The organism is Bradyrhizobium sp. LB13.1 (assembly GCF_054056815.1).
This window is the reverse complement of the sequence record NZ_JBSRYQ010000001.1, coordinates 5,939,148-5,965,151: the sequence shown is the minus strand read 5'-3', so window position 1 is coordinate 5,965,151 and position 26,004 is coordinate 5,939,148. Positions and strand designations below refer to the sequence as shown.

General features: G+C 59.6%; 22 protein-coding genes and 2 pseudogenes. 15 read left to right on the top strand and 9 right to left on the bottom strand.

All coding sequences use genetic code 11. The features are described from left to right. Positions 1 to 19: 19 nt before the first annotated feature. The 6 genes from ACVWYI_RS28965 (at position 20) to ACVWYI_RS28940 (ending at position 5,501) form a co-directional block, all read left to right on the top strand. On the top strand, positions 20 to 1,510 hold the full coding sequence (locus ACVWYI_RS28965; protein ID WP_456663825.1) for an asparagine synthetase B family protein: 1,491 nt from the start codon (positions 20 to 22) through the stop codon (positions 1,508 to 1,510). Positions 1,511 to 1,513: 3 nt separating this feature from the next. Continuing rightward, positions 1,514 to 2,602: a glycosyltransferase family protein gene (locus ACVWYI_RS28960; RefSeq protein ID WP_456649189.1), complete on the top strand. Its 1,089-nt coding sequence runs from the start codon at positions 1,514 to 1,516 to the stop codon at positions 2,600 to 2,602. 77 nt (positions 2,603 to 2,679) lie between these two features. Then, entirely contained in the window at positions 2,680 to 3,300 is a 621-nt protein-coding gene (locus ACVWYI_RS28955) for an acyltransferase (protein ID WP_247443727.1), read from the top strand. Between the two features lie 78 nt (positions 3,301 to 3,378). Beyond that, positions 3,379 to 3,534: an NAD-dependent epimerase/dehydratase family protein gene (locus ACVWYI_RS28950; protein WP_456663824.1), complete on the top strand. Its 156-nt coding sequence runs from the start codon at positions 3,379 to 3,381 to the stop codon at positions 3,532 to 3,534. After that, positions 3,461 to 4,312, top strand: a complete 852-nt coding sequence (locus ACVWYI_RS28945) for an NAD-dependent epimerase/dehydratase family protein (RefSeq protein ID WP_456663823.1) — start codon at positions 3,461 to 3,463, stop codon at positions 4,310 to 4,312. Before ACVWYI_RS28950 ends, ACVWYI_RS28945 begins: the two co-directional genes overlap by 74 nt. Continuing rightward, a complete protein-coding gene (locus ACVWYI_RS28940) occupies positions 4,305 to 5,501 on the top strand; it encodes a glycosyltransferase family 4 protein (RefSeq protein WP_456663822.1) in 1,197 nt (398 codons plus the stop codon). The genes ACVWYI_RS28945 and ACVWYI_RS28940 overlap by 8 nt, the downstream gene beginning before the upstream one ends. On the opposite strand, the gene ACVWYI_RS28935 is transcribed toward ACVWYI_RS28940, so the two are convergent. The 5 genes from ACVWYI_RS28935 to ACVWYI_RS28915 all read right to left on the bottom strand — a co-directional run bounded on the left by ACVWYI_RS28935 (position 5,382) and on the right by ACVWYI_RS28915 (position 10,134). Further along, the gene (locus ACVWYI_RS28935; protein WP_456663821.1) at positions 5,382 to 6,536 is read right to left on the bottom strand and encodes a hypothetical protein; all 1,155 of its coding nucleotides are present in this window, start codon (positions 6,534 to 6,536) and stop codon (positions 5,382 to 5,384) included. The two genes, ACVWYI_RS28940 and ACVWYI_RS28935, sit on opposite strands and share 120 nt — an antisense overlap. Continuing rightward, positions 6,452 to 6,814 carry a hypothetical protein gene (locus ACVWYI_RS28930; RefSeq protein WP_456663820.1) on the bottom strand — a complete coding sequence of 121 codons (363 nt, stop codon included), beginning with the start codon at positions 6,812 to 6,814 and terminating at the stop codon, positions 6,452 to 6,454. The genes ACVWYI_RS28935 and ACVWYI_RS28930 overlap by 85 nt, the downstream gene beginning before the upstream one ends. A gap of 33 nt (positions 6,815 to 6,847) precedes the next feature. Then, the gene (locus ACVWYI_RS28925; protein ID WP_456663819.1) at positions 6,848 to 7,810 is read right to left on the bottom strand and encodes a UDP-glucuronic acid decarboxylase family protein; all 963 of its coding nucleotides are present in this window, start codon (positions 7,808 to 7,810) and stop codon (positions 6,848 to 6,850) included. A 158-nt stretch (positions 7,811 to 7,968) separates the two neighbouring features. Continuing rightward, on the bottom strand, positions 7,969 to 8,718 hold the full coding sequence (locus tag ACVWYI_RS28920) for a glycosyltransferase family 2 protein (protein WP_456663818.1): 750 nt from the start codon (positions 8,716 to 8,718) through the stop codon (positions 7,969 to 7,971). A 12-nt stretch (positions 8,719 to 8,730) separates the two neighbouring features. After that, a complete protein-coding gene (locus ACVWYI_RS28915; protein ID WP_456663817.1) occupies positions 8,731 to 10,134 on the bottom strand; it encodes a capsular polysaccharide export protein, LipB/KpsS family in 1,404 nt (467 codons plus the stop codon). A 153-nt stretch (positions 10,135 to 10,287) separates the two neighbouring features. Between ACVWYI_RS28915 and pseG the strand changes: the two are divergent. From pseG to ACVWYI_RS28885, 6 genes and pseudogenes are all read left to right on the top strand, one after another. Next, positions 10,288 to 10,953 (top strand): annotated as a pseudogene (pseG, locus tag ACVWYI_RS28910) (UDP-2,4-diacetamido-2,4,6-trideoxy-beta-L-altropyranose hydrolase); the annotation flags it as partial. Positions 10,954 to 11,068: 115 nt separating this feature from the next. Continuing rightward, on the top strand, positions 11,069 to 11,383 hold the full coding sequence (locus ACVWYI_RS28905; RefSeq protein WP_456664641.1) for a hypothetical protein: 315 nt from the start codon (positions 11,069 to 11,071) through the stop codon (positions 11,381 to 11,383). Between the two features lie 242 nt (positions 11,384 to 11,625). Next, a pseudogene (gene pseI, locus ACVWYI_RS28900) lies at positions 11,626 to 12,739 on the top strand (pseudaminic acid synthase). Beyond that, the gene (locus ACVWYI_RS28895; protein WP_456663816.1) at positions 12,732 to 14,132 is read left to right on the top strand and encodes a surface carbohydrate biosynthesis protein; all 1,401 of its coding nucleotides are present in this window, start codon (positions 12,732 to 12,734) and stop codon (positions 14,130 to 14,132) included. Before pseI ends, ACVWYI_RS28895 begins: the two are co-directional and overlap by 8 nt. Before the next feature lie 192 nt (positions 14,133 to 14,324). Beyond that, complete coding sequence (locus ACVWYI_RS28890) at positions 14,325 to 15,146, top strand: class I SAM-dependent methyltransferase (RefSeq protein ID WP_456663815.1); 822 nt, start codon at positions 14,325 to 14,327, stop codon at positions 15,144 to 15,146. 238 nt (positions 15,147 to 15,384) lie between these two features. Next, positions 15,385 to 16,272 (top strand): hypothetical protein, encoded by an 888-nt coding sequence (locus tag ACVWYI_RS28885; RefSeq protein WP_456663814.1) that lies wholly within the window; start codon positions 15,385 to 15,387, stop codon positions 16,270 to 16,272. 61 nt (positions 16,273 to 16,333) lie between these two features. Here ACVWYI_RS28885 and ACVWYI_RS28880 read toward each other — a convergent pair whose 3' ends face one another. From ACVWYI_RS28880 to ACVWYI_RS28870, 3 genes are read right to left on the bottom strand one after another with little or no spacing between them, the layout of a single operon-like run. Continuing rightward, positions 16,334 to 17,278, bottom strand: coding sequence for an ATP-grasp domain-containing protein (locus tag ACVWYI_RS28880; protein ID WP_456663813.1), 945 nt, complete (start codon positions 17,276 to 17,278; stop codon positions 16,334 to 16,336). 10 nt (positions 17,279 to 17,288) lie between these two features. Then, entirely contained in the window at positions 17,289 to 18,011 is a 723-nt protein-coding gene (locus ACVWYI_RS28875; RefSeq protein WP_456663812.1) for a metallophosphoesterase family protein, read from the bottom strand. After that, positions 18,008 to 18,703 carry an SDR family NAD(P)-dependent oxidoreductase gene (locus ACVWYI_RS28870; protein WP_456663811.1) on the bottom strand — a complete coding sequence of 232 codons (696 nt, stop codon included), beginning with the start codon at positions 18,701 to 18,703 and terminating at the stop codon, positions 18,008 to 18,010. Before ACVWYI_RS28870 ends, ACVWYI_RS28875 begins: the two co-directional genes overlap by 4 nt. Positions 18,704 to 19,184: 481 nt before the next feature. Here ACVWYI_RS28870 and ACVWYI_RS28865 point away from each other — a divergent pair, with 481 nt between their 5' ends. From ACVWYI_RS28865 to ACVWYI_RS28855, 3 genes are all read left to right on the top strand, one after another. Further along, entirely contained in the window at positions 19,185 to 20,696 is a 1,512-nt protein-coding gene (locus ACVWYI_RS28865; RefSeq protein WP_456663810.1) for a lipopolysaccharide biosynthesis protein, read from the top strand. Positions 20,697 to 20,991: 295 nt separating this feature from the next. Beyond that, positions 20,992 to 21,930, top strand: coding sequence for a class I SAM-dependent methyltransferase (locus tag ACVWYI_RS28860; protein WP_456663809.1), 939 nt, complete (start codon positions 20,992 to 20,994; stop codon positions 21,928 to 21,930). Between the two features lie 137 nt (positions 21,931 to 22,067). Then, positions 22,068 to 23,021, top strand: coding sequence for a phytanoyl-CoA dioxygenase family protein (locus ACVWYI_RS28855; protein WP_456663808.1), 954 nt, complete (start codon positions 22,068 to 22,070; stop codon positions 23,019 to 23,021). 423 nt (positions 23,022 to 23,444) lie between these two features. Here the strand turns inward: ACVWYI_RS28855 and ACVWYI_RS28850 are convergent, their stop codons facing one another. After that, complete coding sequence (locus ACVWYI_RS28850) at positions 23,445 to 25,772, bottom strand: hypothetical protein (RefSeq protein ID WP_456663807.1); 2,328 nt, start codon at positions 25,770 to 25,772, stop codon at positions 23,445 to 23,447. Positions 25,773 to 26,004: the final 232 nt, after the last annotated feature.

The window sequence follows — 26,004 nt, the reverse complement described above, 5'->3', positions numbered from 1 at the left end:
AGGCCTGGCGGGAAGAGACATGCTGCCCCGCTTCAACGGCATGTGGGCTCTCGCGATCTTCGACAACAGCACCCGCGAACTATTTCTTGCGCGCGACCGCTTCGGCATCAAGCCGCTGCTCTATTCCGCGTCGCCGGAACGATTCATCTTCGCCTCCGAGCAGCGGGCGCTGGTGCGGAGTGGACTGATCGATGCGTCAGTTGACATGGAGGTGGCACGCCGGCTGTTGCTCGACGCCTTCGGGATCGAGGCAAGCGAGCGGACCCTGTTTCGGCAGGTTCGCCGCCTGCAGGGCGGCCACTGCATGTGGCTTCGCCAGGGTAAGGTCAATGTCAGGCGTTGGTGGCGGACCGTGGATCATCTGCCGCCCGTGCCAACGACCGAAGCCGAGCGTGTCGCGCGCTTTCGCGAGCTGTTCCAGGATGCCGTGGCCCTGCGCATGCGTAGTGATGTGCCGATCGGAACATGCCTGTCCGGAGGCTTCGATTCGTCGGCGGTGATTTGCACCATGGCGGCGCATGAGAAGGAAGGCATGGGGCCGCGCGACAGCACGGCATGGCGTCACGCCTTTGTTGCGACGTTCCCCGGCGCCTTGAATGACGAGAGGCCGATGGCCGAGGAGGCCGCCGCCTGGGCCAATGTCGCGCCTACTTTTCTTGAAATCGGACAGGCCGATGCGCTGACGGACCTCGATCAGATTCTCGACGATCTCGATGACGTCTATATCGCGCTGCCCAGCGCCATTTGGCTGCTCTATCGGCAATTGACCAAAAACAGCGTGGCGGTGTCACTCGACGGCCACGGGGCGGACGAGTTGATGGGCGGCTATTTGCAGGAAGGACAAGCGCGCGCATTTCGAATACGGAACGCGGCAGAGGACCTCGCTTCGCGTTCGAAGCTGGCCCGGCGCTGCGTGGACGTCCTGCGCGCGGTGGCCCTCAAGCGGAAGGGCTTTTATTTTCTGCGCGGTGGCCTGCGCAATCTTCCCGCCCCGCTCCCGCTGACAGCGGAGGACGATGTGCTGCCGCGTGAATGGGGTGGCTTGAACAAGCGCCTCTATCGGATGTTTCACAGCACGGTGCTGCCCACTATCCTGCGCAACTTCGACCGCCTTTCGATGGCGCACGGCGTCGAAGTCCGCATGCCCTTCATGGATTGGCGGCTGGTGACCTACACGATGGCGCTTCCCGAGAGCAGCAAGTCGTCAGACGGCTATACCAAGGCTGTTGCCCGGCGGGCGATGGCCAATTTGATGCCGGAGTCCATTCGCACCGCGCGCCGCAAGGTCGGCTTCAATTCACCGATGCCGGAATGGTTGAACGGACCGCTGGCCGGCTGGACGGCCGACCTGCTGGACAGGAGCGTGCCGGCGTTTGCGGAACTGGTGGATGAAGCGAGTCTGCGCGCGGCCGTCAGCCGCTTGACTGCGTCGAAGTCCTGGGATTGGGAGTCGGTCGGGCGGATCTGGCCGTATCTGAATATGAAATGGATGTTGGCGAGGTACGTATAAGCAATGCGTCTGTTCCAGAATAGCTGTTTCTATCCATCCTACCTGCCGCGGTTGAACCAGCTCGCGGCAAAGGCCGTCAGCTTCGAAGAGCGACGCCGGGTTTTTCTCAACGATCGTTTCGGTGCGTCGCATTTCCTTCAACCGGTGCTCGACGGTTCGCCGGACGCCTTCTTCACCAACGGGGACGACGAGATCCTGCAGCGCCGCTGGGCGCGCGAGCAGGGCATGTCGGGCGAGCCGACGCTCGAGGCCATCCTGCTCGCGCAAATCGAGCATCACGCCACCGAGGTGTTCTACAATCTCGATCCCGTGCGCTACCCGAGCGCTTTCGTTGCCAAGCTGCCGGGCTGCGTCAAGAAGACGTTGTGCTGGCGTGGCGCGCCATCGGGAAATGCTGACTTTACGTCCTACGGCGCCGTGCTTGCAAACTTTCCCTCGATGCTCGACATGTGGCGCCGCAAGGGATGCCGGGCCGAGGTATTTTACCCGGCGCATGATCCGGTGATGGACGAGTATGGCCACGGAGACCGTCCGATCGACGTCGTCTTCGTCGGCGGTTATTCACGACATCATCGTGAGCGTGCGAAGACGCTTGAGCGAGTCGCGAGCCTATCGGGCAGTCATGGTGTCGTATTTTGTCTTGACGCATCGCGCTTGACCAGGCTCGCCGAGAGTGCAATCGGGCGATTGCTGCCCCTGCAGCAGCACAGACGTCCCGAAGCAATCGCAGCTATCGCTCGGCCGCCGGTATTCGGGAGAGATCTCTACGAGCTGATTGGCTCGTCTAAGATCGCGCTTAATGGCTCGATCGACATGGCAGGCGAAGACCGTGGTAATATGCGTTGCTTCGAGTCAATGGGGTGTGGTGCATTGCTCGTGTCCGACGCGGGAAGATATATCGATGGTATGCAGGAGGGGGTGACCATCGAAACCTACGATACACCGGAACGGGCGGTCGAGGTCATTTCACACAGTCTGCAGGACTGGCGCAGATCGGCCGAGATCGCAGCGCTAGGTCGAGCTCGCATCCGGGACATTTACCATAAGGACATGCAGTGGAAGCTATTCGGCGAGCTCGTGGGGCGCCTCTGACCGCGCAGCCGCTCCGTTGGAGGTGTTCAATTGAAAATCCGTGCACGTTGGATTTTGCTATGTGAGAGGATAGGCTGATGTCCAGCCTCTCCACGCTTGTGCGCCGGTTTGCGCACGCCATCGATGGCTTCAACTTACACTATATCGTCCAGCGTCTAGTCGGACGGGCGACTTGCCGCTTGGAACGAGATGCTTTCTTGGCCCATAGCGCGCGGATCAGGAATGCGCTTGGCAAAAGCGAAAGGATTGTCATTGGCAGCCATTCTCACGTCAGGGGTGAACTGATGATCCTCGGTCACGGCGGTCAAATCACTATCGGAGAGTGGTGCTATGTTGGGGTCGGCACGCGTATTTGGTCAGGTGCGTCGATCGACATCGGAAATCGTGTCTTGATCTCGCATTCCGTCAATATATTCGACAATCTCTCGCATCCGATCCGTGCCTCTGAGCGGCACGAACAGGCGAAGCAGATTTTCTCTACCGGTCACCCAAGGCAGCTTTCTCTTGACGATCGTCCGATCAAGATTTGCGATGATGCGTGGATCGGTGCTTGCGCCATGGTTATGCGAGGCGTGACCATTGGTGAGGGTGGGATTGTCGCCGCGGGTGCTGTGGTCACCAAGGATGTTCCGGCATATTCCATCGTAGCAGGTAATCCTGCGACCATCGTCAGGGAATTGTCGCCGGGCGAGCGATGAGGGAGCATATGGCAATACCGATAGCAGTTTGCTTGCGAGCCAAGCGAGCGTCTCGTTGGCAGTACCCAAGGTAGCATAATGTCCACGTGGGTTACCGGTGGGAACGGATTCATCGGACGTCATCTCGTTCGCGAGCTGGCGGGCGCCGGGCGTGTGGTCCATGGCGTTGGTCACGGTGCGCTCGATCCGGCCGATGCGCACGCTCTCGGCTTGCAGAAGCTGGATCAATGGTGAGGTCGACGCGGCCAATCTGAATGCACTCGCCGCCTTGCACGGCCTGCCGTCGGACGTCTTCCATCTGGCCGGCGGGTCGTCGGTCGGGCTGTCGATTGCGCGCCCACTCGAGGATTTTTCGCGGACCGTGACGAGCACGGCGCGTCTGCTCGAATGGCTTCGAAGTTTTGCACCCAGCAGCCGGCTGATCGTGGTGTCGAGCGCCGCGGTCTACGGCGCCGATCACACCGGTCCGATCCCCGAGAGCGCAGCGCTTCTGCCGATGTCGCCCTACGGACACCACAAGCTGGTGATGGAACAGCTGTGTCAAAGCTACGTCCAGAGCTTCGGCATTCACTGCATGGTCGTGCGACTGTTCTCTGTCTACGGTCCCCACCTTCGCAAGCAACTGCTCTGGGATATCTGCTCTCGGCTGCGGAGCGAGGTCGAAACGCTCAATCTCGGAGGGACGGGCGCCGAGATAAGGGATTGGACTGACGTTCGCGACGTCGTTCGCTTGCTGGCGCGCGTCGCGGAGGCGGAGTGGCAGGACGATTTTGGCGTGATCAATGGCGGTTCGGGGCGCGGCGTGAGCGTGGCCGATATTGCCGAGGGACTGATCAGGCATTGGGACAGCAAAACGGTCGCGCGCTTTTCCGGCGTCGCGCGGCCAGGGGACCCGACGAGCTTGCTGGCGGACAACGGCCGCGTGCGCGACATGAATTTCGATTGGCGTATCCCGCTGGAGCGTGGTCTGGCCGACTACGTCGAATGGTTCAGGAGCCAAACTCGTGCCTGAGCGTACGTCGCTGCGGATTGCGTTCACCAACATCCCACGTCGGCTATGGGCGGGTGGCTATAACTATCAACGCAATCTGTTCGAGGTGCTCCATCGGCATTCTCCGGGGACTGTGGTACCCGTGCTGTTTGCCGGAACGGCGGACGATCCCGAGGAGATCGCAATTTTGGCCGGCATTCCCGGCGTTGAGGTCGTGCGCTCGCCGGTGTTCGATCACGCCGCGACAGGTCTTGCCCGCACGACGGACCTCGCCCGCGCGATCGTCTTTGGTTTGGACGCACCTGCCGTCGCCGCGTTCACGGCCAGCAAGATCGACATGGTGTTCGAATCCGCGCGCTTCTTTGGCTGGCGCCTGCCGTTGCCGGTGGTCGCCTGGTTCCCGGATTTTCAGCACCGCCTGCTCCCGCATCTGTTCTCCAGGAGTGCATATTGGCGGCGTGATCTCGGCTTTCGGGTTCAGATCGCATCGGGCCGGCACATCATGTTGAGCAGCGCCACCGCGCTCGGCGATCTCAAGAGATTCTATCCCGGCAATTCGAACGGCGTCTCGGTCGTCCGGTTTGCGACCGAGCCGCCCGCCAGTCTGCTCGCCACGCCGCCGTCCGACGTGATTGCGCAGTACGGTCTTCCGTCACGGTATTTCTACCTGCCAAACCAGTTCTGGCGGCACAAGAATCACCAGATCGTGGTCGATGCGCTCGATCTGCTGAAAAGCCGAGGGCTCGACGTCGTCGTCGCGGCCTCCGGAAATACGCGGGACTTCCGTGAAACTGGTCTTTTCGAGAGGACCATGAGTGTGGTCAGGTCGCGTGGTCTCGAGATGAACTTCAAGCATCTCGGAATGATTCCTCTGGATCACGTCTACGCTCTCCTGCGCGCATCGATGGCTCTCATCAATCCTTCGGAGTGCGAGGGGTGGAGCACGACTGTCGAAGAAGCCAAGTCGTTTGGTGTCCCGATGATCCTGTCCGACATCGATGTCCATCGCGAGCAGACCGAGGGCCGCGCGCGATATTTCGGCATCCGCGATCCGGAAGCCTTGACCGATCACCTGTCGCAGGTCGCACAATCAGCCGGTCCTGCGACCATGCGAGATTTGTCGCCGAACCTCGAGGAGCGCGTGAAGGTGTTCGTTGCAGATTTCGTCCGACTGACATCGGACGTGATGCAAACGTCGAGAGTCCGCTAATCGGCGATACCGGGCCCGCGCAAAGATGCTTCGCGGCACCACGTACCAGAGCAGGAAGAGGAGCGCGGTGCCGTGGGTAACCATGGCGACCGTGAGCGGCGTATTGAGCAGAACGTGCGGTAGTATGCCGGTGGATATCAGCACGAAGCGATGCGGCAGTCCTGTCGAGGCACGGTTGCCCAGAGCCAGGATGAAACCCGATGCAAGTGCCGCCAGCGGCGCAAAATAAAGCCCGACCGATGCGACACCCTCCGTCGCGAACAGGGATGCGTTGATCATGCCGAACCCGTACGTGTTCTGTATCACGACCGACAACTGATCCTGGTAAGGGCAATGCGTCACCGTTTTTAGCAAGGAGATCTGGCAGAAAAGGGTGAGCGGATGAGATGAGAAATACTCGTTGTAGATATCGAGCGCGCTCGACGGCGTCGCGATCATGCGGATGTTGACCAGGTCGAAATACCTGCCCACAGGGCTCCCGAGGTCGGTGTGGGTGAGGACGATCGCGACAATGCCGACGAGCATCGGGACCAGGATCGACAGGATGACGGAGGACCTCGCCTCTACCAAGCGCGACAGAACGACGAGGACCATCAGCCAGGCCGGGGTCAAGAAGGCAAACTTGGTCAATGTGATGGGGTAAAACAGCAAGAGCAGGACGAGGACGAGCGCGGCGCGCCAGCGATATCCGAGCAGCCAGTAGCATGCGAATAAGAACGGCAGTAACGCGCTGGAGAAAATGCCGACCAGGTAGCGGAGCGGTCCCGGAAACGCGATCTCGCCCCGAAAGTCGTAGATGTGGCCGATCGAGACCAGTCGGAAGTTGTAGGTCGCGGCGGTCGCGATTACGGCCGCGGAGGCGATCAACGCCAGATTCAACAGTCGTTCGAAACGGTCCTCAGAAAGGATCAGGAGCTGCCTGACCGGGGCCGTGACGAACAGCGTGGGCATCAGAAAGAGCACCAGCGACACCGCCGCCGAGATGCCGGCGAGCCGGTGGTCGTAGTTGTATTTCGAGAAGAAACGTTGATCCACAGGAATCCGAGGATCATCGTATAGAAATAGAAACCGACGAAATAGCCGAAACTGAAACGGGCAAATGCGAACAGCATTGAAACGGCGGAGAAGGCAAGCGCAATGGCGACCGCGATCCACATCCGATCGTGGTCGAAGGGCATGTAGGACTGATAATTGGCGACCTGGATCAGTGACAGGCAGGTGATGGCGCTTTGCAGCGTCGCCAAAATCGCCAAGCCGGGCTTGGATTCCAGCCGTGACCGCATCTCGCACAGGATGCCGGAGGACGGGCTCATTGCGGATCATTGCCTGCGTGTGAGGGAGATTGATCAAGCCAGTTCGAGCGTACGCTTGAAATAGGCGATCGTCTCCTTCAGCCCGTCCTCGAGCGCGACCTTCGGCTCCCAGTCCAGCGCCGCCCTTGCCTTGGTGAGGTCCGGCTGGCGCTGGCGCGGATCGTCCTGCGGCAGCGGCTGGAAAATCAGTTTCGAGCGCGAACGGGTGAGCTTGATCACCTTCTCGGCGAGTTCGCGGATGGTGAACTCCGAGTTGTTGCCAATGTTGATCGGTCCGGTGATGTCCTCGCCGGTTGCCATCAGCCGCATGATGGCCTCGACGAGATCGTCGACATAGCAGAACGAGCGGGTCTGCCCACCGTCGCCGAACACGGTGATCGGCTCGCCCTTGAGCGCCTGGACGATGAAGGACGACACCACGCGCCCGTCATTGGGCTGCATGCGCGGGCCGTAGGTGTTGAAGATGCGCGCGACCTTGATCGGCAGGGCGTGCTGGCGCCAATAGTCGAAGAACAGCGTTTCGGCGCAGCGCTTGCCTTCGTCGTAGCAGGAGCGGATGCCGATCGGGTTGACGTTGCCCCAATAGTCTTCGGTCTGGGGATGGATCAGCGGATCGCCATAGACCTCGCTGGTGGAGGCCTGGAAGATGCGCGCCTTGAGCCGCTTGGCGAGGCCGAGCATGTTGATCGCGCCGTGCACCGAGGTCTTGGTGGTCTGCACGGGGTCGCGCTGGTAGTGGATCGGCGAGGCCGGGCAGGCCAGGTTGAAGATCGCGTCGACCTCGATGTAGAGCGGGAAGGTGACGTCGTGCCGGACAGCCTCGAACAGCGGATTGGCGATCAGATGGGCGATGTTGCGCCGGCTGCCGGTGAAGTAATTGTCGACGGAGACCACCTCGGCCCCCGTATCGAGCAGCCGCTCGCAGAGGTGCGATCCGATGAAGCCGGCGCCTCCGGTGACGAGGATGCGGCTGTTCTTGTAGCTTTCAAATGGCATGATGGTTCCAGTTCGCGGCAGAGCGCGCTGAGTGGTATCGGCAACGGGCGGACTCGCCAATAGCCAAATGGCTTAGTCAATGGTATTTAAATACCTGTACTGTGCATGGGGTTGTTTTCGATATTTTTTGCAGGTGCCCTCGGCAGGGCGCCGGGAAGCTAGAATTCCCGCCGTTTCAGCCAGGCGCGCGCACCCCAATGGGCAAAGGACCAGGCCGATCGGATCAGGGAGAGCTGTTCGACATTGCGGTAGATCTGCCAGACCCATTTGGCGGAGCGCGCGGGGCGGCTGGAGACCGAGGAGCCCCTGACGCGGTAGCGCGCAAGGTCCTCGTTGAGGCCGTATGCGGTATGGCCGCGCTTGAGGATCGAGAGCCACAGGCAAAAATCGTCGTAGCCCTCGTTCTTCATCAGGATGGGACCGGCGATCTCGCGGTCGACCAGCGCGGTCAGCGTCGCGATCGCGGTGTTCTCCAGGAGCTGGCCATAGGTGAGCGAGGCAGGCACCTCGATCAGCCGTCCGGTGATCGTGTTGTTCTCGTCGATGCGGCGGAACGCGGTGTAGCTGAGGGCGGCCCGCTTCTCCCGGGCGAAGGCGAGCTGTCGCTCGAGCTTCGCCGGCAGCCACAGATCGTCGCTGTCGAGGAAGGCGAGATAGCGGCCCTGCGCGGCATCAATCGAGGCCTGGCGGGCGAGCGCCGGGCCGCCATTCTTGGCCTGCCGGATCAGCTTGACGCGGGGATCGCGCTCGCCGATTGCCGCGATGATCGCCGGCGTCCCGTCGATCGAGCAGTCGTCGGCGATTAAGAGTTCCCAATCGGCGAAGGTTTGGTCCTGCACCGAGCGGATCGTCTCCTCGATCAGGCCTTCGACGTTCCAGGACGGTGTGATGATCGAGACGAGCGGCATGATGGGTCCCGTTCAGTTCGTGTCGGCGGGCTCGGTGATTGCCGCGCGCAAGGAGGCCGCAAACGTGTCGAGCAGCTTGGGATCGCCGATATAAAGCTCGCCCGGATAAGACCGGCGCCAGGCAGACTCGAAATAGGGCGCCCCCCTGGCCGGATCGAATGGCCCGGCGGAGAGCGCTTCGCGCAGCCGGGCCGGCACATCGGCCAGGCGGTCGACCGCATACACCAATGGGCAGGAGCGGTAGAAGGCATCGCCCATCACCACGACCGGCTTGCCGAGCAGCAGCGCTTCGGCGCCCGACTTGCTGTTGACGGAGATCACGGCATCGGCGCGATTGAGCACGGTGTAATTGTTGGTCTGCGGCGGCAGCAGCACGAAATTGTCGAACCGGCGCGCGAGCTCGAACAGCCGCGAAGCCGCGATCGCGCCGATCTGGGCGGGATGTTCCTTGACCACGAGCACATGCGAATCCGGGATCGTGCGCAGCAGGAAGTCGACGGTCGCGACCTGGTCGAGATAATCCGGCGAGCGCAGCGTCAGCGCCATGTCGGCCGGAACGTGGAAGGGATAGTAGACGAAGGGCGTTTCGGGAAGCGGGCGATAGAGCTTGCGCAGCCGCGCCGCGTTGAGTGCCATTGCCGCATGAACACGCGCGTGGCGCAGATTGTGCCCGAACTCCTGGTGCTTGCCGAGTGCGAACTGGTCCCAGAGTTTTTCGGCAAGACGATTGGCATTGCGCAGGTTGACGACCTTCTTGAAGGCCGCCGAATAATGATGCTGGTCCTTCTTGGGGATGACGATCGCACGCTGCGTCAGCGTGTCGTCGAGATAGGCGCGCACCTCTGATGACACCGTGTCTGCGGGCGTCGACATCACGTCGGGAGCTGCGAGGCTGTCGGGCGTAAAATACATCCGGCCGCGGAAGAATGATGGCTCGATGAACCAGTTGCGGATGTTACGGCGCCTGGCGGCGTAGAAGCTCGCGATGACGGAGAGAAAACCGCCAAGCTCCTGGACCAGCTCGGCGCGCGTGCCTTGTGCTTCCAGCCGGTCGAGCAGCGCCTCCATGGCGTCGGCATAGATCATGAAGCGCCGGTGCAGCGCGGTCGTGTCGCGGATACCGAAAGTGAAACGCTCGTGGCTGAACAGGAAATTGGTTCCGTCCAGTCCGTAGGCAGCAACACGCGCGTCGAATGCCTCGCGGTCGTAGGGGGCAGGGCCGGCCTTGAGGCCCTCGCGATACATGTTCGTGACCGGCACGCCTGCAACGACCGAAATCTCAGCGCTGCGATCGTCGAAGGCGAGCAACTCGACATCATGGCCGGCCGTGCGCAACCGCTGCGCGACCGGAATCCAGAACCGGGTCTGGTATTCCGCGAGCGTGGTGATCAGGAAGGTTTCTGCAGAACATTGCATTGCTACGGCGACGCAATATAGAATGTCAGGCGATAGCTCAAGTGAGGGTTTCGCGTGAAAAACCGGGCGTTCCGCCGGTCCCGGGGAGGGCCGGGCATTTCGATCACCGCGGCTCCTATCCCTGAAAATCTACGGCACTTCTGAACAGGCACCATGGAACGGCGGGTTGTCATTCGTGTCGACGCTTCGGTCGAGATGGGCATCGGGCATCTGACCCGATGCATAACCCTTGCAAACAACCTCGCCGCCAATGGAGCCAGGGCGGTCTTCATCATGCGCGCGAAGTCGGCTGCTTTCTCTGGCCTGGTTGAGGCGGCTGGACACCAGCTGGTCCTGCTGGCAGACCCGGAATCCGGGAACCGTCGGCGTGATCCGGCAGACAGTCCCTACGCGAACTGGTTGCCGGTGCGCTGGCAGCAGGATTCGGAACAGACGCGGGAAGCGATCCACGGTGTTGGCGAAGCTGACTGGCTGATCGTCGATCACTACGGTCTCGACGCAAGGTGGGAGCGCGCCCTGCGGCGTCCAGGTTTGTGCATTCTCGCGATCGACGATCTGGCCAACCGCCCCCATGATTGCGCTTTCCTGCTCGACCAGAATCTCGTTCTGGGAATGGAGACGCGCTATCAGCCCCTTGTGCCAGGGACCTGCCGATACCTGCTTGGCCCGCGCTACGCCCTGCTCCGCCCGGATTTCTCACGGCTGCGCCGATCGCTCGCCGCGCGCAGCGGGGCGGTCAATCGTCTCCTGATCTGTTTCGGTGGCACCGATCCCTCGAACGAAACCGGGAAAGCGCTGGGCGCGGTCAGCCGTCTGTCATTTGCCACGCTCGCCGTTGACGTCGTGATCGGGCGGGGCCATCCGAACGCCGATCTCGTGGCGCGGCCAGTGCCGGGAGATGAAGGGGGCCGCATTGCATCACGGTGCAGAGAACATGGCCGAGCTGATGGCGCGCGCGAATCTTGCGATCGGTGCGGGTGGTGTGATGAGCTGGGAGCGCTGCTGCCTCGGTCTGCCGACTGTGGCGATCGGCATTGCCGAGAACCAGGTCGGCGTACTCACGGCCCTCGCGGCAACCGGAGCGCTTGTGCATCTCGGTGCAGCTGCATCAGTGACTGAGGAGAGGATCGCACAGGCTCTGCATTCGCTGTTGTGCGATGCGGGGCAGGTGCGGCGGATGAGCGAAACCGCACTGGCCCTCGTAGACGGCGATGGCGCGGAGCGTGTCCGCCGAGCCGTTTTCTGCTGACTTTACAATGGGAAGCAAGCACAGGAACCATCCCCTCGGTTGACTAATCAGCGGTCCACGCCTATGGCGGGGGTGCTTTGGGATGGTTCGCGATGCCACGTTTTGGGAAGATCGGCGACCAAAGACGATGCCGGATTGGCTTTCGGCATGGAATGAATCGACCGCAAGGTATCCAGGACCAAGGACCTTGCCGAATAGACGGATGGAATCGCACCGCGATTCGTGAGCGTTAGGAGCAATCGATGGCGGACACGATCTTGATTGCGGGGCGCTCGATCGGCCGGTCGCACAAGCCGTTCATCATTGCGGAAATGTCGGGCAATCACAATCAATCGCTCGACCGGGCGCTGGCCATCGTCGACGCTGCAGCGAAGACCGGCGCGCACGCGCTGAAGCTGCAGACCTACACCGCCGACACCATGACGCTCGATATCGACCAGGGCGAATTCTTCATCGATGATCCGAACAGCCTTTGGAAGGGCCATTCGCTGCACAAGCTTTACCAGCAGGCCTACACGCCCTGGGAATGGCACAAGCCGATCTTCGAGCGTGCCCGCGCCCTCGGAATGATCCCGTTCTCGTCGCCATTCGATGCGACCGCTGTGGATTTCCTCGAAGAGCTCGGTGTGCCCTGCTTCAAAGATCGCGTCGTTCGAGAACACCGACCTGCCGTTGATCCGCAAGGTCGCCTCGACCGGCAAGCCGATGATCATATCGACCGGCATGGCGACGGTGGCCGAGATCGACGAGGCCGTGCGGACCGCGCGGGACGCCGGTTGCCAGGATCTGGTTCTTCTCAAATGCACCAGCACCTATCCGGCGACTCCCTCCGACACGAATCTTCTGACCATTCCGCATTTGCGCGACATGTTCGATTGCGAGATCGGGTTGTCCGACCACACCTTCGGCATCGGAGCCAGCGTGGCCAGCGTGGCACTTGGCGCCAGCGTGATCGAGAAGCATTTTACGCTCGCGCGCGCCGATGGCGGGGTGGACTCGTCCTTTTCCATGGAGCCCGCCGAAATGGCCTCGCTGGTGGTCGAGACTGAGCGCGCGTGGATGGCGCTCGGCGAAGTCCATTACGGTCTGACCGGGAAGGAAAAGGACTCGCGGGTTTTCCGCCGCTCGCTCTACGTGGCCGAGGACCTCGCGGCTGGGGATGTCCTGACAGAGCAGAACCTGCGGATCATCCGCCCCGGCCTCGGACTGCCGCCAAAATATTTCTCGACCCTGATCGGCAAATGTGTCGGCCGGGCCGTGCGCAAGGGCACGCCGATGAGCTGGGACCTTCTGACGTCGCTCGACGATACGGTTGCGAAGTCCCGACAGTCCGCGTCGAGGAACGCCCGTGCCTGACCAGCCGCATGTCTGCCTGATCGTCGACAATCCGCTTCGTGACCTCGAAGGGTTGGTTCTGCTCGGGCGGGAGCTTGCGACGCGAGGCGTGAAAGTCACGCTCGTTCCCATGTACGAGCAGGGATTCGACGTTCCGGCGCTGCAACCCGATCTAGTGCTCTTGAATTACACGCGACCGAACAATGCCGACCTGATCAAGCGGTACAAGCAGGAAGGTATACTGGTCGGCGTGCTGGATACAGAGGGGATTGGCGGCAACAATGCCGATCAGTTTGCCGCGCTGGTCAAAAGCGCGGGTTGTACTGATCTGGTCGACGTTTATTGTGTGTGGGGACAAGCGCAGCGGGATGCCTTCCTCAAGCACGGGACGGTACCCGCGCATATCCTGCATGCGACCGGGTGTCCGCGGTACGATTTTTGTGCGGGACCCTGGCGCGCGGCACTGTCCAAGCCATCGGTCGGTGCGGACTATGTGCTCCTCAACACGAATTTTCCGAGCGTCAATCCGCGTTTCTCAAACGGTCCGGGTGATGAGATAGAGACCATCGTCAATGCTGGTTACTCCAGGGACTACGCAAATCAGGTCATCATCGAAGCCAAGCACGCTTATCAATCGACGCTCGCGATGTCGATGAAGCTCGCCAGGCATTTTCCCGACGTCCATTTCGTGCTGCGCCCGCACCCGTTCGAGAACATCAAGTCCTACGATGCATTGGCAGACCTCCCGAATTTCGAGGTGCGGCAGGAAGGTACGTCGATCGAGTGGATCAATGGGGCGCGCCTGCTGATCCACCAGAATTGTTCGACGGCGATTGAAGCGACAATGCTGAATGTGGAGCCGCTGAGCATGGAGTGGTTCAACACGCCTTCCTTGCGTGTTCAGGCAGCCGCGCAAGTCAGCCGTCCGGTCGCGTCGGAATCCGATCTGATTGCGCTGGTCAAGGAGGCGATGGAAAGGCGGTTGCCCTTGGTTGCCGAGGAAACCGCGCAATTCCGCCGCGAGATCATCAGAGATCTCTTTACGGCCATCGACGGCGCAAGCTCGATCCGCGTTTCCGATGTCATACTCGCGACGATCGAGACGGCCCGTGGCAATGCGCGTTCCGGCACCTTGCCGCGACCTTCGTCCCGCGGCCGTGCAGTCGCCATGGCCCGTACCGTGCTTGGATACAAGGCAAGCTCGGCTCTGCGTCGCCGCTTTGGCTCGCCGGAGATCGAGCGTCGCCGTCTGGGCAAGACGTTCGCGGTGGACATGGTCGGCGCCGTACTAGGCAGGATAGATGCTGCTTCCGTGGATGGCCGACGATTTTCCGTCCGCAGGGTCGTCGGTGACACGCGCCGGATGGCTAGGGTTGTGAGCGGCGCTAGCCTGCAATTGACGGAATCCAGTTGATCGCTCTTTCTCACAAGGAGATGCGGCGCCGCTCCGAGCACCCGAAGTTTGCCAATTGGATAGCGCGGATGCTTCACCTCGACGAATCCGGATCGCTTCAATTCACAGCCTGATGTCCCTCGATCCTTTCACGAGTAGCCAATGCGGAAATATCGATGCGTTCCCTCCTTGTATGGTCACTCAGCCGAGCCAATGCCCACCATCGAGGAGATCGAGAAACACTATCGCGAATCCTATTATCAAGACCCGACCGGGCAATATAAGAAGGCGTATGATCGAGCGGAGCTCGACTATTTCGACGATCGAGCAAACGTCGCACTCGATTTCTCAGCGGCCCACGGCGTTACCAAGGGAACTGCGATTGATCTCGGGTGCGGGGAGGGGTTCTTCCTGAAGTCGGCGCAGCGACGGGGCTTCGACGTCTTTGGTGTGGACCACTCTCTGGTCGGCATTGAACGGCAAAATCGCGATCTGATCGACGGCGATCCTGGCCATTTCGTCGCCGGCGACATCGGATCTCGGCGTCATTTCGAAGGCGCTACGTTTGACCTGGTTTATTGCAAGAACGTCATCGAGCACGTCATCGATCCGGACAGCATCATGACGCGCATTGCGTCCTACCTGTCTCCCGGAGGGTTGGTGATTATCGAAGTTCCAAACGATTTCTCGAAGCTTCATTCGACCATATTTGGCGATGCCAGCAAGGAAGAGCTTCCCATCTTCGTGCCGCCGGTACATCTGCACTACTTCACGACGAAAACGCTTCCCGAACTCGGTAGGCGTAACGGCTTATCCGTCGTTGACTGCTTCGGCGACTACCCCATTGACCATCTTCTGATGGAAGAGGCGTTCAACTACTACAACGATAGAAAACTTGGTTCCTCGGCGCATTCATTGCGACGAAAGTTCTTTCGTTATGCGTGTGGCGTCGAAATTGACGCCAGGCTCGCATTGTTCAGGTCGATATTCATGGCGGGATTGGGCAGAGATATCTGCATCGTGGTTCGACGGTGAACGGGCGGGTGGTAGTCCGCGTGCGTGATGGTTCCATGCGTCTGCTCTGCGGCAATAGCCGCTTGATCATTGCCGACAGGCGCGTTGGTCGGCCGATCCGGACCTCTCACCCGTTCCGCCGCGCCATCAGAGCGTCTTCCTTGCTCGGATGGGTTGATTTTGCTAAAGGATCCCCCTGCACCGGGGGTGCAGACGCTCGGGCCACAGCCCGCGTCGTTGACGCAGAGGATGTCCGAAGATGGGTTTGGTGTCGCGGGTAATCTGGCATGTGAACCGCTCGCCGCTGCGTTACGCGGTGAAAACCGGTTACAGCGCCTTGCATCTCAATGAAAAGCGCGAGCGCCGCCGTCAATTGAAGCTTCTGAACGTCTCTGCGGCGGCGGAACGTGCGAAGGCCGACGATCTCAATCGTGATGGATACGCGATCGTCACCGAATTGATGGATCCGTCCGTTCAGGTTGAATTCGCCGAGGCGGGGCGAACTAGGCTCGACAACATCGAAGCCGCGCAAGACAAGCAAACGTCGACCTGGAAGAAGTTCTGGGTCCGTCTGCTGGATGCCGAGATGAAGGACGGTCGCCTGAGCGCCGACAACGTCTTTGTCCGCTATGCGCTGCAACCTCCGGTCATCAACGTCATTGCCGCGGCATTGGGCGAAATTCCGTGGCTCGATTATGTGCTGCTATCCTATTCCCGTCACACGGGCGAAGAGCTCCAGTCTTCCCAGCTGTGGCACCGCGACCACGACGACGTCCGCGTGATCAAGCTGTTCAGCTATTTGACCGATGTCGAGACGGATGGCGACGGACCGTTCACATTCTTGCCGCGTCAATCGACAGACAAGTTCGGTTATCCGCTGCTGGGTAGCCATTTCCCGGACGAGCGAATTTTTCAAAAGGTGCCGCGCGAAGACATCAAGGTGATGAAGGCGCCTCGTCTGACGTCCTTCATGGTGGACACGGCGAAATGCCTTCACATGGGGAGCCGTATGGGGCCGGGGCACGGGCGTCTGCTTTACACTGCCACTTTCTTCGCGTTCCCGATCATGTACCCTTTCGAGAGGCCGCGACCATTTTTGGCTACGCCCGAGACGTCGCCGCTGGAAAAGCTGGTGATGGGCCTCTGAGGTGGCGACTGGCTGCGGATGCGCAGCAAGGGATCGCGAATCGATCCAGAATGCCGCGAATTCAGCCGATGATAACTTCATCGGCGCTGCGATACATCCGTATGCCGGGAGACGGCGCACGATAGTCTCCGATGGGAAGCCCACGTGACTCTAGCAACGACCAGACGAAGTCGTGAAAGCCTAGCTTGTCACGGAAGCGTACCGTACTCGAAAAGCGTGGATTGATCTCAAACACCTTTGGGCCGTCGGCGGTCAGTCGCAATTGCACGTTAATCGAACCATTGAGTTCAAGCGCGTCTGCTATTCCATGCAGGAGCGAGCTGAATGGTGCGCTATCGGCAACCACGGCTGCGCCAGTTAGTCCGCCCTGCAACCGACGGCGGAGCACGATCATGCGGTTTTCTCCGGTACGGCTCCGGTACAGGCCGCAGGTGTATTCCTGATCGTCGGGCAACAACAACTCCTGCCACAAGTCGCCAGCCCGCGTCAGCCTGGCGATCTCGACTTCCTCCTCGGTGTTGACCAGACGCAAATCTTTGCTGCCCTGGCCACGCCGACGCTTGAGGATGCACGGCAAGGCTAGTGGCGGCGCCTCCCCGACGATACGGGTCCACGGCACCCCAAGTTCGTGCGCAGCAAGTCGATTGTACGTCGCATACTTATCGAGGCCCGTCTCGACGGCGAGCTTGTTTGCAGCTAGGACCGGTACTCCGGCGAAAGTACCCAGGTGTCCGGCGGCGAGTAAGACTGCGATCTCCGCTTCCGACATAGGTACGATCACGTCCACGCCGTGCGCTGAAACGATTCGTTCGAGCCCTTCGAGGTAGGAACCCTCATTTGCGCGTGGCAGCAGTTCGCACACGTCAAAGAAGGCGGCTCCTGCATGATCAGCATGGATATCGCAACCGATCAGTCGGCGGACTGCGCCGGCTTCTCGCGCAATACGGGCCAGCGCCAACGCGATATCGCCGCCGCATCCGGTTATCAGCATGGTTTCGTAAATCATCTCGCGGTCCTCAGTCTGCCCCAGCGGCCGTGGGATTGCCTCGTTCGAGTACATCCGCGAGGTAGGGGAGATGGCGGTCCCGCCGTCGTGCTTCTTCAACGAGTGGACGCGTGTCATAGGGGGTACGATCCAGGACCACGGCGCGTGTGTCAGTATCGATGCGGCACCAGCAAGCAAATCCTCCGCGGTCACGTGCCTGACCCACCGAGCCGGGATTGAGGAGTAGAGAGCGCTCTCCGGCGACAAGCATGGGATAGTGAGTGTGTCCCATCAGCACGAAGTCGGCCCCAGCTACTCGGCAAGCTTCCAGCGTCGCAGCGTTCGCGTCGGGATAGACGTACTCGTCAGGATCGCGTGGCGAGCCATGGCACAGCTCCAGCGCAATTCCGCCGAGCTGAACGCTTGCCCGGTCGGGCAGACTGATCAGCCAATTGATGTCTTGCGGCTTAAGCGTTGCCCCCGCTAGGTCCAACGCGCTGCCATACCGTTCGCGATAACCTTGCATGGATTTTTCACTCTTGAGGGCTTCAGCGAGCAACCGCTCATGGTTGCCTCGGATCGCAACGAAGGGCCACTCCCTCAATTGTTCAAGCACTTCGCGGGCGGCATAGTAATAGCCGATGATATCACCGAGCACGATCAGATGCTCAACGCCGCTCTTGCGTGCCTCGACGAGGGTCGCACCTAGAGCGCCGGCATTGCCATGGATATCGGCGAGCACGGCAATCTTCATAGTAACCCGGCTCGCGTGAGGATATCGCGGGCAACATCGCGAGGATGTTGAAGTTTACCCTCGGTCTCAAACTTCACAAACATTTGCCGTACCGGTAAAGCTGGATCGTCAGTACCGCGCAGCATGCTTTGCATGTCAGTGTCGAGAACGCCCGGATCAATATGCTCGATAACGACGTCGGGTCGCTCTTCGGTTAGGCAATCAAAGATCATCGCGGCTGCGGCCTTGCTGGCGCAGTAAGCGGCAAGTCCCGGCAGCGGGCGGCGCGCTGCTCCCGTGCTGATGTTGAGAATGCGCAACCGCGTCCTTTGCGCGTCGGCGGTCGCGAGAAGCTTGCGGGCTAGGATCGCTGGAGCCAGAGCATTGACCGCGAACGCCGTGACAAGCGACGCGGCATCGATGACGCCGAGCGTGCCGATTGGCTCAACAACCCCGGCATTGCTGATCAGGACGATCTCATTGGCGGTTTGCGGCAAAGTGCTGGCGAGGTCGATTTGATCCAGGTTCGGCAAAGCGGAAAAATCGGCAGGCACGAAAATACAGGCGTTCCTGGCTGCGGCCGCCTCGTGGCGCGGATCGAGACGCCGGCCTAACGCGATCGGTCGTGCGTCGGCCGCAATAAGTAGGTCAAGCAGCTCAAAGCCGAGTCCGCGTGAGGCGCCGGTGATGATGATCGCGCGCTGTTGCTCCATGCCGACCGTCCTTTCGCACATTCCTCGGTATCCTGTCGACAAGAGCCGCTTTGGAATGGCCGGTTGCGGCACTACCGTATGGAACACTCGTCGTTAGCCCCATGCCAGAATTACATCTCTTGGCTATGTCGGCTTCGGCGTAAGAGTCGCCCCCACCACCGTGTGACCGTTCTTGAGGTATTAAAATACCGCATCTTGCTGAGCAAGTGAGTCGGCCCCGGACCGAAATTCCACAAACTCTTGGAGCGATAGCAATTGGAGAAAGCTCGATCATTGCCTGCTTATCGCCGGCAATGGTGCTAAACGGTGCCTGACTCTGGGCTATGCTAGCTGCCCGTCATGAATAACAGGCTGGCGAGGCGAACTGATCCGTGCCTTGGAAATTCCTGCATAACACCGCCGGCGCCTACCGCATTGCCGGCCCGTCAGGCTTTCTTGCTGTTGGCAGCGCGAGGCTGCCGCCCACCGAGGCGAACTGAGAGTGCTGCGGAGATTCCTTCGAAACACGACAATCTCGGCAATCGCCTTTGGTCTTGCCGGTGTCCTGGGGTTGTTTGCCGTCGGTCTGATTGCGCGGTCCTATGGCTTGGCGGTACTTGGCCTGATCGTGCTCGTGCGAGCTTTCCTGCCCACTGGATTTCTAGCGCTGATTGACCTGGGAGTTTCCGAACTCACCACGCAATCCGTGGTTCGGGGAAGGATGGGCGACTGGACGTTGGCCAGCGAGAAAGTATCGCTGCTCGCCGTGATCTCCGCTGTCACGGGGATCATCGCCGGACTGGCGATATGGCTGTTTGCCACGCCACTTGCCGCAATCTTCAAAGTCACGCCGGATCAGACTCAATCCTTCGTTTCTATCCTGATCGTAACCGCGATGGTGCTTCCGATTGCCTTTGTGGGACTCGTGGCGGAGGGGGCGCTGAAAGGATTTGAGGAGTACGGGTGGTTGCGATTGACTGAAGTTGGAAGCAACGTGGCCTATGTCGTTTCCATTTATTCCGTCTTCTGGTACGGCGGCGCCTTCGAATGGCTTGCTTATTCCTATCTGGCCACGATCGTCGCAAAGTATCTTGTGCTGGCGGTCGTCATCTTGCTTACGGCGCGTCGGCTGCCGTTGCGCTTCAGCACATGGAGTGCTGACTGCCGACGCGATATCGTGGGTCTTTGTTGGCTGATGTTCAACAGCCGGATCGTGGGTTCATTTCAGCAGACGTTGCCTCCGCTTGCTATCGGGATTCTCTACGGTCCGGCCGAGGTCGGCGCATTCGATCTGATTACGCGCCTGCCCCGGTTCATCAAAACCACGATGGCGCCGCTGTACTCGGCCATCCTGCCGCTTTCGACCCGAATCGACGAGCTCACCGACACCCGGCGATTGCAGATCCTTGGACGAAACGGCTTTATTCTTCCCGCCGCCGTTATCATTCCGGCACTGGTTGTCATGGCATTGTTTTCGGAAGACATACTCAAAATATGGGTGGGGCCGCAGCACGCAGACCAAGGGCCATGGCTTGCGATGTCGCTATTGGTTCCTGCTGTTTCATCCATGCTCGGTGTGGGCCAAGCCGCATTGATGGTGCGGCCGGATTTCGTTAGTATGAATAATCAGTACCTCTATTGGCAGGTGCTCCTCCAATATGTTTTGACGGCAATAGGTCTTGCCTGGTTCCAAGAGCGAGCCTTCGTCCTGGGGTGGGCGATATCCGCTGTGGTCTTCGCGCCGCTCATCGCGCGCCACATGCTGTCTTTCATGGAACTGCCGAAATCCCTGTTTTGGGATCAAGTGGGACGTCAGGCGATGGTCGCGGCAATCATCCTGGCGGCCGTAGCATGCTTCAGATCATATTCAGCTCCGGAGAGTCTCCCTGGTCTAGCTCTCGTCGGAGGGGTCGGGTGCATCGCGGCGTGGGTTCTCAGTTTCAAGCTGATCCTGTCGCGCGGTGACCGTGCGATGTTCGGTACGCTTGCGAGAGCCATGACCCACCGGCAATAGGCGGTTTGGAGTGAGACTTTGCAGTCCGCGGGCGATTCGGCCCGGGGGCGGCCAGGCCCGCATTCTTGGGCCCCCATTCTTGCCCGTACGGGGTAACTTTGCTATGCCATCGGCCGGCGGCGGGCACGGGCCGATGCCGCATTGCAGCTGAAAATTCGGATATGTTGAATATGGGGATGGTGTCCAGAGCACCTTGGCATGTGAACCGCTCGCCCCAGCGTTACGCAGTGAATACGGGTGCGAACGTCTGGCATCTCAATGAAAAGAGCGAGCAGAAGCTGGTGGTGCGCCTTTGATGCACATTGCCACCTGCCGACTCGATAGCGTAAGCCATTTCGAAATGAGCCAATCGAGATTCAGACCTGACGTCCGGCCCGCGTCGCGAGCCGATTTGGCGGGGGCCTATACGAAGGATATCGCTCACAGTCTTGCCCGGATGGTGCTGAGGCGTCGGCACCGAACCAGCGATGTCGTCGATTCCGAGTATAATTCCGGCACTTGGCGCAAAACTCTCAACGACCGCACCTGGCTCCGCGCGCCAACACTGGTGCAATTTCTGGTGGGGGACAATGCGGACGCGCGCCTTGCGAAGGTGGATGGTCGGATCGTTCAGCTTTCGCATCGTGACTACTACCGCTATCGGATCGATGCGTTGTCTGAATTGATTACGCAGCACGCTGGTGCGGCGGACTCGCTTTTGGAAATCGGCACTGGTTTCGGGTATAATCTCTTTGCGCTCAGTCTGGATCCGCGATGGCGACGGCTTCGTGGATTGGATATTTCCGCCAACGGAATTGAAGCAGGCCGACAGATCGCGAGTCATTTTCGGCTTTCCGATCGGGTGACTTTTGGCGGAATCGATCTGACCGATCCAGCTGATCCCGGTTTCGCTGAACTCGCTGGCGCGACGGTTCTCACCTATTTCTGCCTGGAACAGATCCCGCATTTGGTTGAAAAGGTCATCGAGAACATCCTGCGTGCGGGACCGGCGCGCGTCGTGAATATCGAGCCTTCTATCCACATGCTCAGCCTCACGAAGCCTCGCGATTTCGCCAGCCGCGTCTATATCGAATCGATGGATTATCAGACGCGTCTTTTCAAATTCCTTGATGAACTGAATGACAAGGGTGAAATTCGAGTCGTAGCTCGCGAAAGAATGGAGTTCGCGCCGACATTGCATAATGATGGGTTCCTGTATGTTTGGGAGCCCGCCAGCATTGTGTCCGCGCGGTAAGCCTCTCTGCTGCGAATGGCGAACCGTCAATCCTGTCTTGCCTCACACCAAGCGCCTAAAATTACTAATAAAAATGCCTCTTGCATGCGAAGCCCTTCTTTATCTACAACCTGACAATATCGAACAGGAGTAGCAAGATGTCGATATCCAACCTGGCGAAGAAGTTCTTGGAACCGCCCAGGTATCATTCTGGGCCGGTCGCGGCCAATTTTTTGGGCTGGCAGCTTGCGCGCGTCCTGAGTCATCACGGCGCATATGCCATGCGACGAGAGCCTGCACCTCTGGCGGAAACGAAAGACCTGATCGGTCAGGGAATCGCAGACGGCGTTGTCGTGATCCCGAATTTCCTTCCAACCGATGAATTCGAAAGGCTTCGCAATTACTGCGCTAAGCTTCGTTCAGGCCCGGCGACGAGATATGAGGCAAATCGCGGCGGTACCGGTCTTGATTTTACAACCAGCCCAATTTCCCGGGACGATCAGGGCGATGGTGCCTTTGTGGTGGAAAAGATCGCCAACGATTCCAGGCTGCTTAACGTAGTCTCAGCGATGTCGCGCCACCAAATAAAGCGACCTCCGCAAATCGGCTATCAATTGCTGACGATGAGAGACAATGAGGAGTTCGTGCCGGATGCTGAAACGATCCTGCACGCCGATCGCCACTATCCCACAATCAAGGCCTATTACAGCCTGAACGGCTCCACTCTGGAAAACGGAGCCTATGTTTGGGTGCCACGGAGTCATAAGCTTACAGCAGCGCGTCTACGATACGAATACGCCGACAGTATTCGTGTTGCGCGCTCTCCAGTGAAGCACAATCTGGAAATTCCCGAAGCACACTTGAAGGACATGGGTGTTGTTGAGAAACACATCCTGACCGAACCAAACACCTTGGTCATTTCCAACAATTTTGGTTTCCACCGCCGCGGTAATTTCGCGGCAGGAGCCGTGCGTGAGCAAATCAGGCTGGTCTTTCACTATCTTGAGGAGCCGTTTTATGCGACCTGGGCGTGGAACGTTCTGCGCAATTTGAACGAGCGAAAAATGCTTCCTGAGAGCGTGCGGAGAGCCGTCCAGTACCGCCTGACATGAGCTGTTAGATTGGTGAGGGCGCGGAAATGAAACCTCCGGCGAACATCCGATGTCGGGGTTGCAGGCGGACGTTTCACAAGGAAGAGCTGTCGTGGGGCGGGCCGTCGTTCTGATCAGCGAGCTTGGGACGCGGTCGGGGGTGGCGTTTGCACTTACGAGGTTTGTGCACCTCGATAGTGACTTCGGTCGGATTGCGCCGCTTGGCGCGCGCGAAATGTCAGTGGTCAACATCTTCGGCAGCAGGTACTCGAGTTCCTAAAACCTTTCGGCGGTCGAGGCGCAACGGTCACGACGTGCTTGGGCGTTACGCTGGCAAGCCTGCACCTTCATCGGTCCACCGACAATCGCCGCACGCTGCTGGGGATTGAGCACTCGCGGCCCGCCCACATGAACCTGATGGGTATCCTGCAGCACTGATCGCTCTCAATAGGGAGTGAACAGCGGATCGTGTGGCAACTCTTCAACTGCGGGACAGGTGATGAGACTTGCGATGGTCCTTCCGTGGCTGTTCGCAACGATCGGTCCCAACTCGCCGATTGAATCGATCTCCTCCCCCCGGACTGGTAATGGATTCGGGAAATAGCTTGTCCGCTCTGCGCCAGTGGTTGTAGCCCAGTCTGCTGTTCTGGACGAGAATACAAAGAGAGTTCGAACTTCATCGGGGCGATCGTGTTTGCGGATCCTGTGCATGGCATACCGATATTCAGCGGCTCCGCCGCCGATGAGCTGACTCACGACCCTGCAATAGCTCTTCTTGTTCGCCGTTCGCGCCGCATTGATCGCCCCCTGAAGCCACTCTCTTTGCTTGTCGACAACAGTATCAAGGTTCGAGAATGCAACGATGCCGCCAAGTCCCGTGCGGGCGCGCATAATCGCCATCGTGTATGAATCAGAGAGAACAACGGTGTCGGGCTCAAAGCTTCGCAAAGCTTGTGCGACGGCAAGGTCGTCTTCGGTGTAGTGAGCGACTGCCTGAATTGGGGAGGTGGGCCGTCCGTAAGAGTGTGGCAGCGAGATAAATCTTGCGCCAACGCGGTCCAGCGACAGGGCGACCGTAACCAAGGCAACCAGCAGCATGAAATCCATCCTGCGCACGCGAGAGAATGTGCCAACGATGATCATGGCGACCAGAGCGAACATGATCGTTGTCGGCCAAACGAATCCAAGGTATGGCCGATAAACTGCCAGCGTGTACGCAGCTAGAAGATAGCTGCCCGAGGTGACAAGGACCGCGATTGCGGAAAGCCGAAGGAAGCTGTGCGCGGATTTCCATAGTTGGAGCAGCGCAATTGATCCGGACAGTGATAACAGCAGGATCACGTAAAAGGAGGAGCGATAAGCGAACGGAGTGCCTATGAGTATCAATAGGGTCAGAGACCAGCCGATGATCCACGGAACCGAGAACCTCTGGTCCTGCCAAAGGGTCCGTCCCGACCGGCTCATGGTCGTGTATACGAACGTCGCAGCGACCACGAGCGAAAAGTTGAGCCCGATCGTCCTCGCCCATTCCACGAGCGCATTCCGTAGGCCCGTTCCGAGTGCAAAGTCGTCGCCGGGATTGCTGCCCACGACTAGCGCGGCCCATGAGAGGATCCGCTCGGACTGATCCGAGAAATTAAGGATACCAAGAAGCTCGGCCGCAACCACGCCGGCCGGGGCCAGGCAGCAGAGAGGAAGTACGATCCCCGGCACGATCAGGTATCGCCGAAGCGAGACGGGCATCGGCACGGCGAGCGCCCAACCGACCCCCATTGCAATGGGGACCAAAATGATGCTCGAGCGGTGCATCAGAAACATGGAGCCGACGATCAGCCAGATGAGCAGCAACACGGGGTCGATGCGCTTGCGGATAGTGACGACACGGCCCGACGGCGACATCTCGAACGAGACGTGAAGAAAGTGGAGCAGCGACGCGCCGGCTATCACGAGCAGAAACGCCTGAGCCAACTGCGGCCATCGCAGCGCCAGGAACAATTGGGTACCCACCAGGAACAGGAGCAGCAGCGATGAGTTCCTGATCCGAGTGGTTTCGACAGCGTCCCGCATCCATTTATTAGTAGCTGTCATCAAGAGTAAGCTGGCGAAGAAGCAGAGAACCCCGTTGCCGAAGTCTCCGTTTGCAACCACGGCAGAGACGATGACGAATACGACAGTGCGTTGCTGCGAGTTTGGCACGATTGAGGATGCCGCAAAGACTACGAGAAGTTTGAACAGTATCGTCCAAGGCCCAAGAGCCCAGTATCCGACGAGTTGGTCGAACCCAAAAGTCCTGACGAGTATTCCGGCGAGGGCCTGTTTGATTGGAATGTAGGAATCGGTGACATACGGGCTGAGGATTCCGAACCGCCCAAGCTCTTCGGCTCCCTTCATCGAATGTACGTCCTGAAAAAGGTCGCCGGTCGGGTAATGAGACAAAACAAAGTACGTATAGAAATAGACAATGAGAGCGATACTGAATGAAATCAGCAAGGCGGCCGGAGAAATGTGCCAGCTGATTTTGTATCGTGCCAGCGACGACAGGCCAAAGACCGTTGCAAGCAGGAACAGCAAGCACAACGCGGGGAAGCTTCCGCGCAGCACATTCAGCGTTTCGGCTTGCTGCAGAAAAACCGTCAGAATGACAAATCCGGAGCAGCACGCGCTGCCCAACACGAGGGAAAGTGATACCCTGCCCACCAATCCTCGGAGCAGGCAAAGCATGGTGCCTGCGGGAATTAAATAGAAGAGCGGAGCGATCAGAATCGAGATCACGTTCGAACAATCATCCGATGAGTGCGGGGGGCGGAACTACCATTCGTTGTGTCATCGTGTTCTGACTACTGCATGGCTAGGCCAGAGAAGCAAGTTTGATATCTCCCTTGCTCTCGCAGAAGCAATGGGCTAGCGGAGGTGAGAAGGGCTCCAGGGTGGTCGCATGCCAATAGCACTCGGTCGCAACGATCTTGCCGCTTGGCTGACCATCCGGTGTTTTCGTTCACAGCCG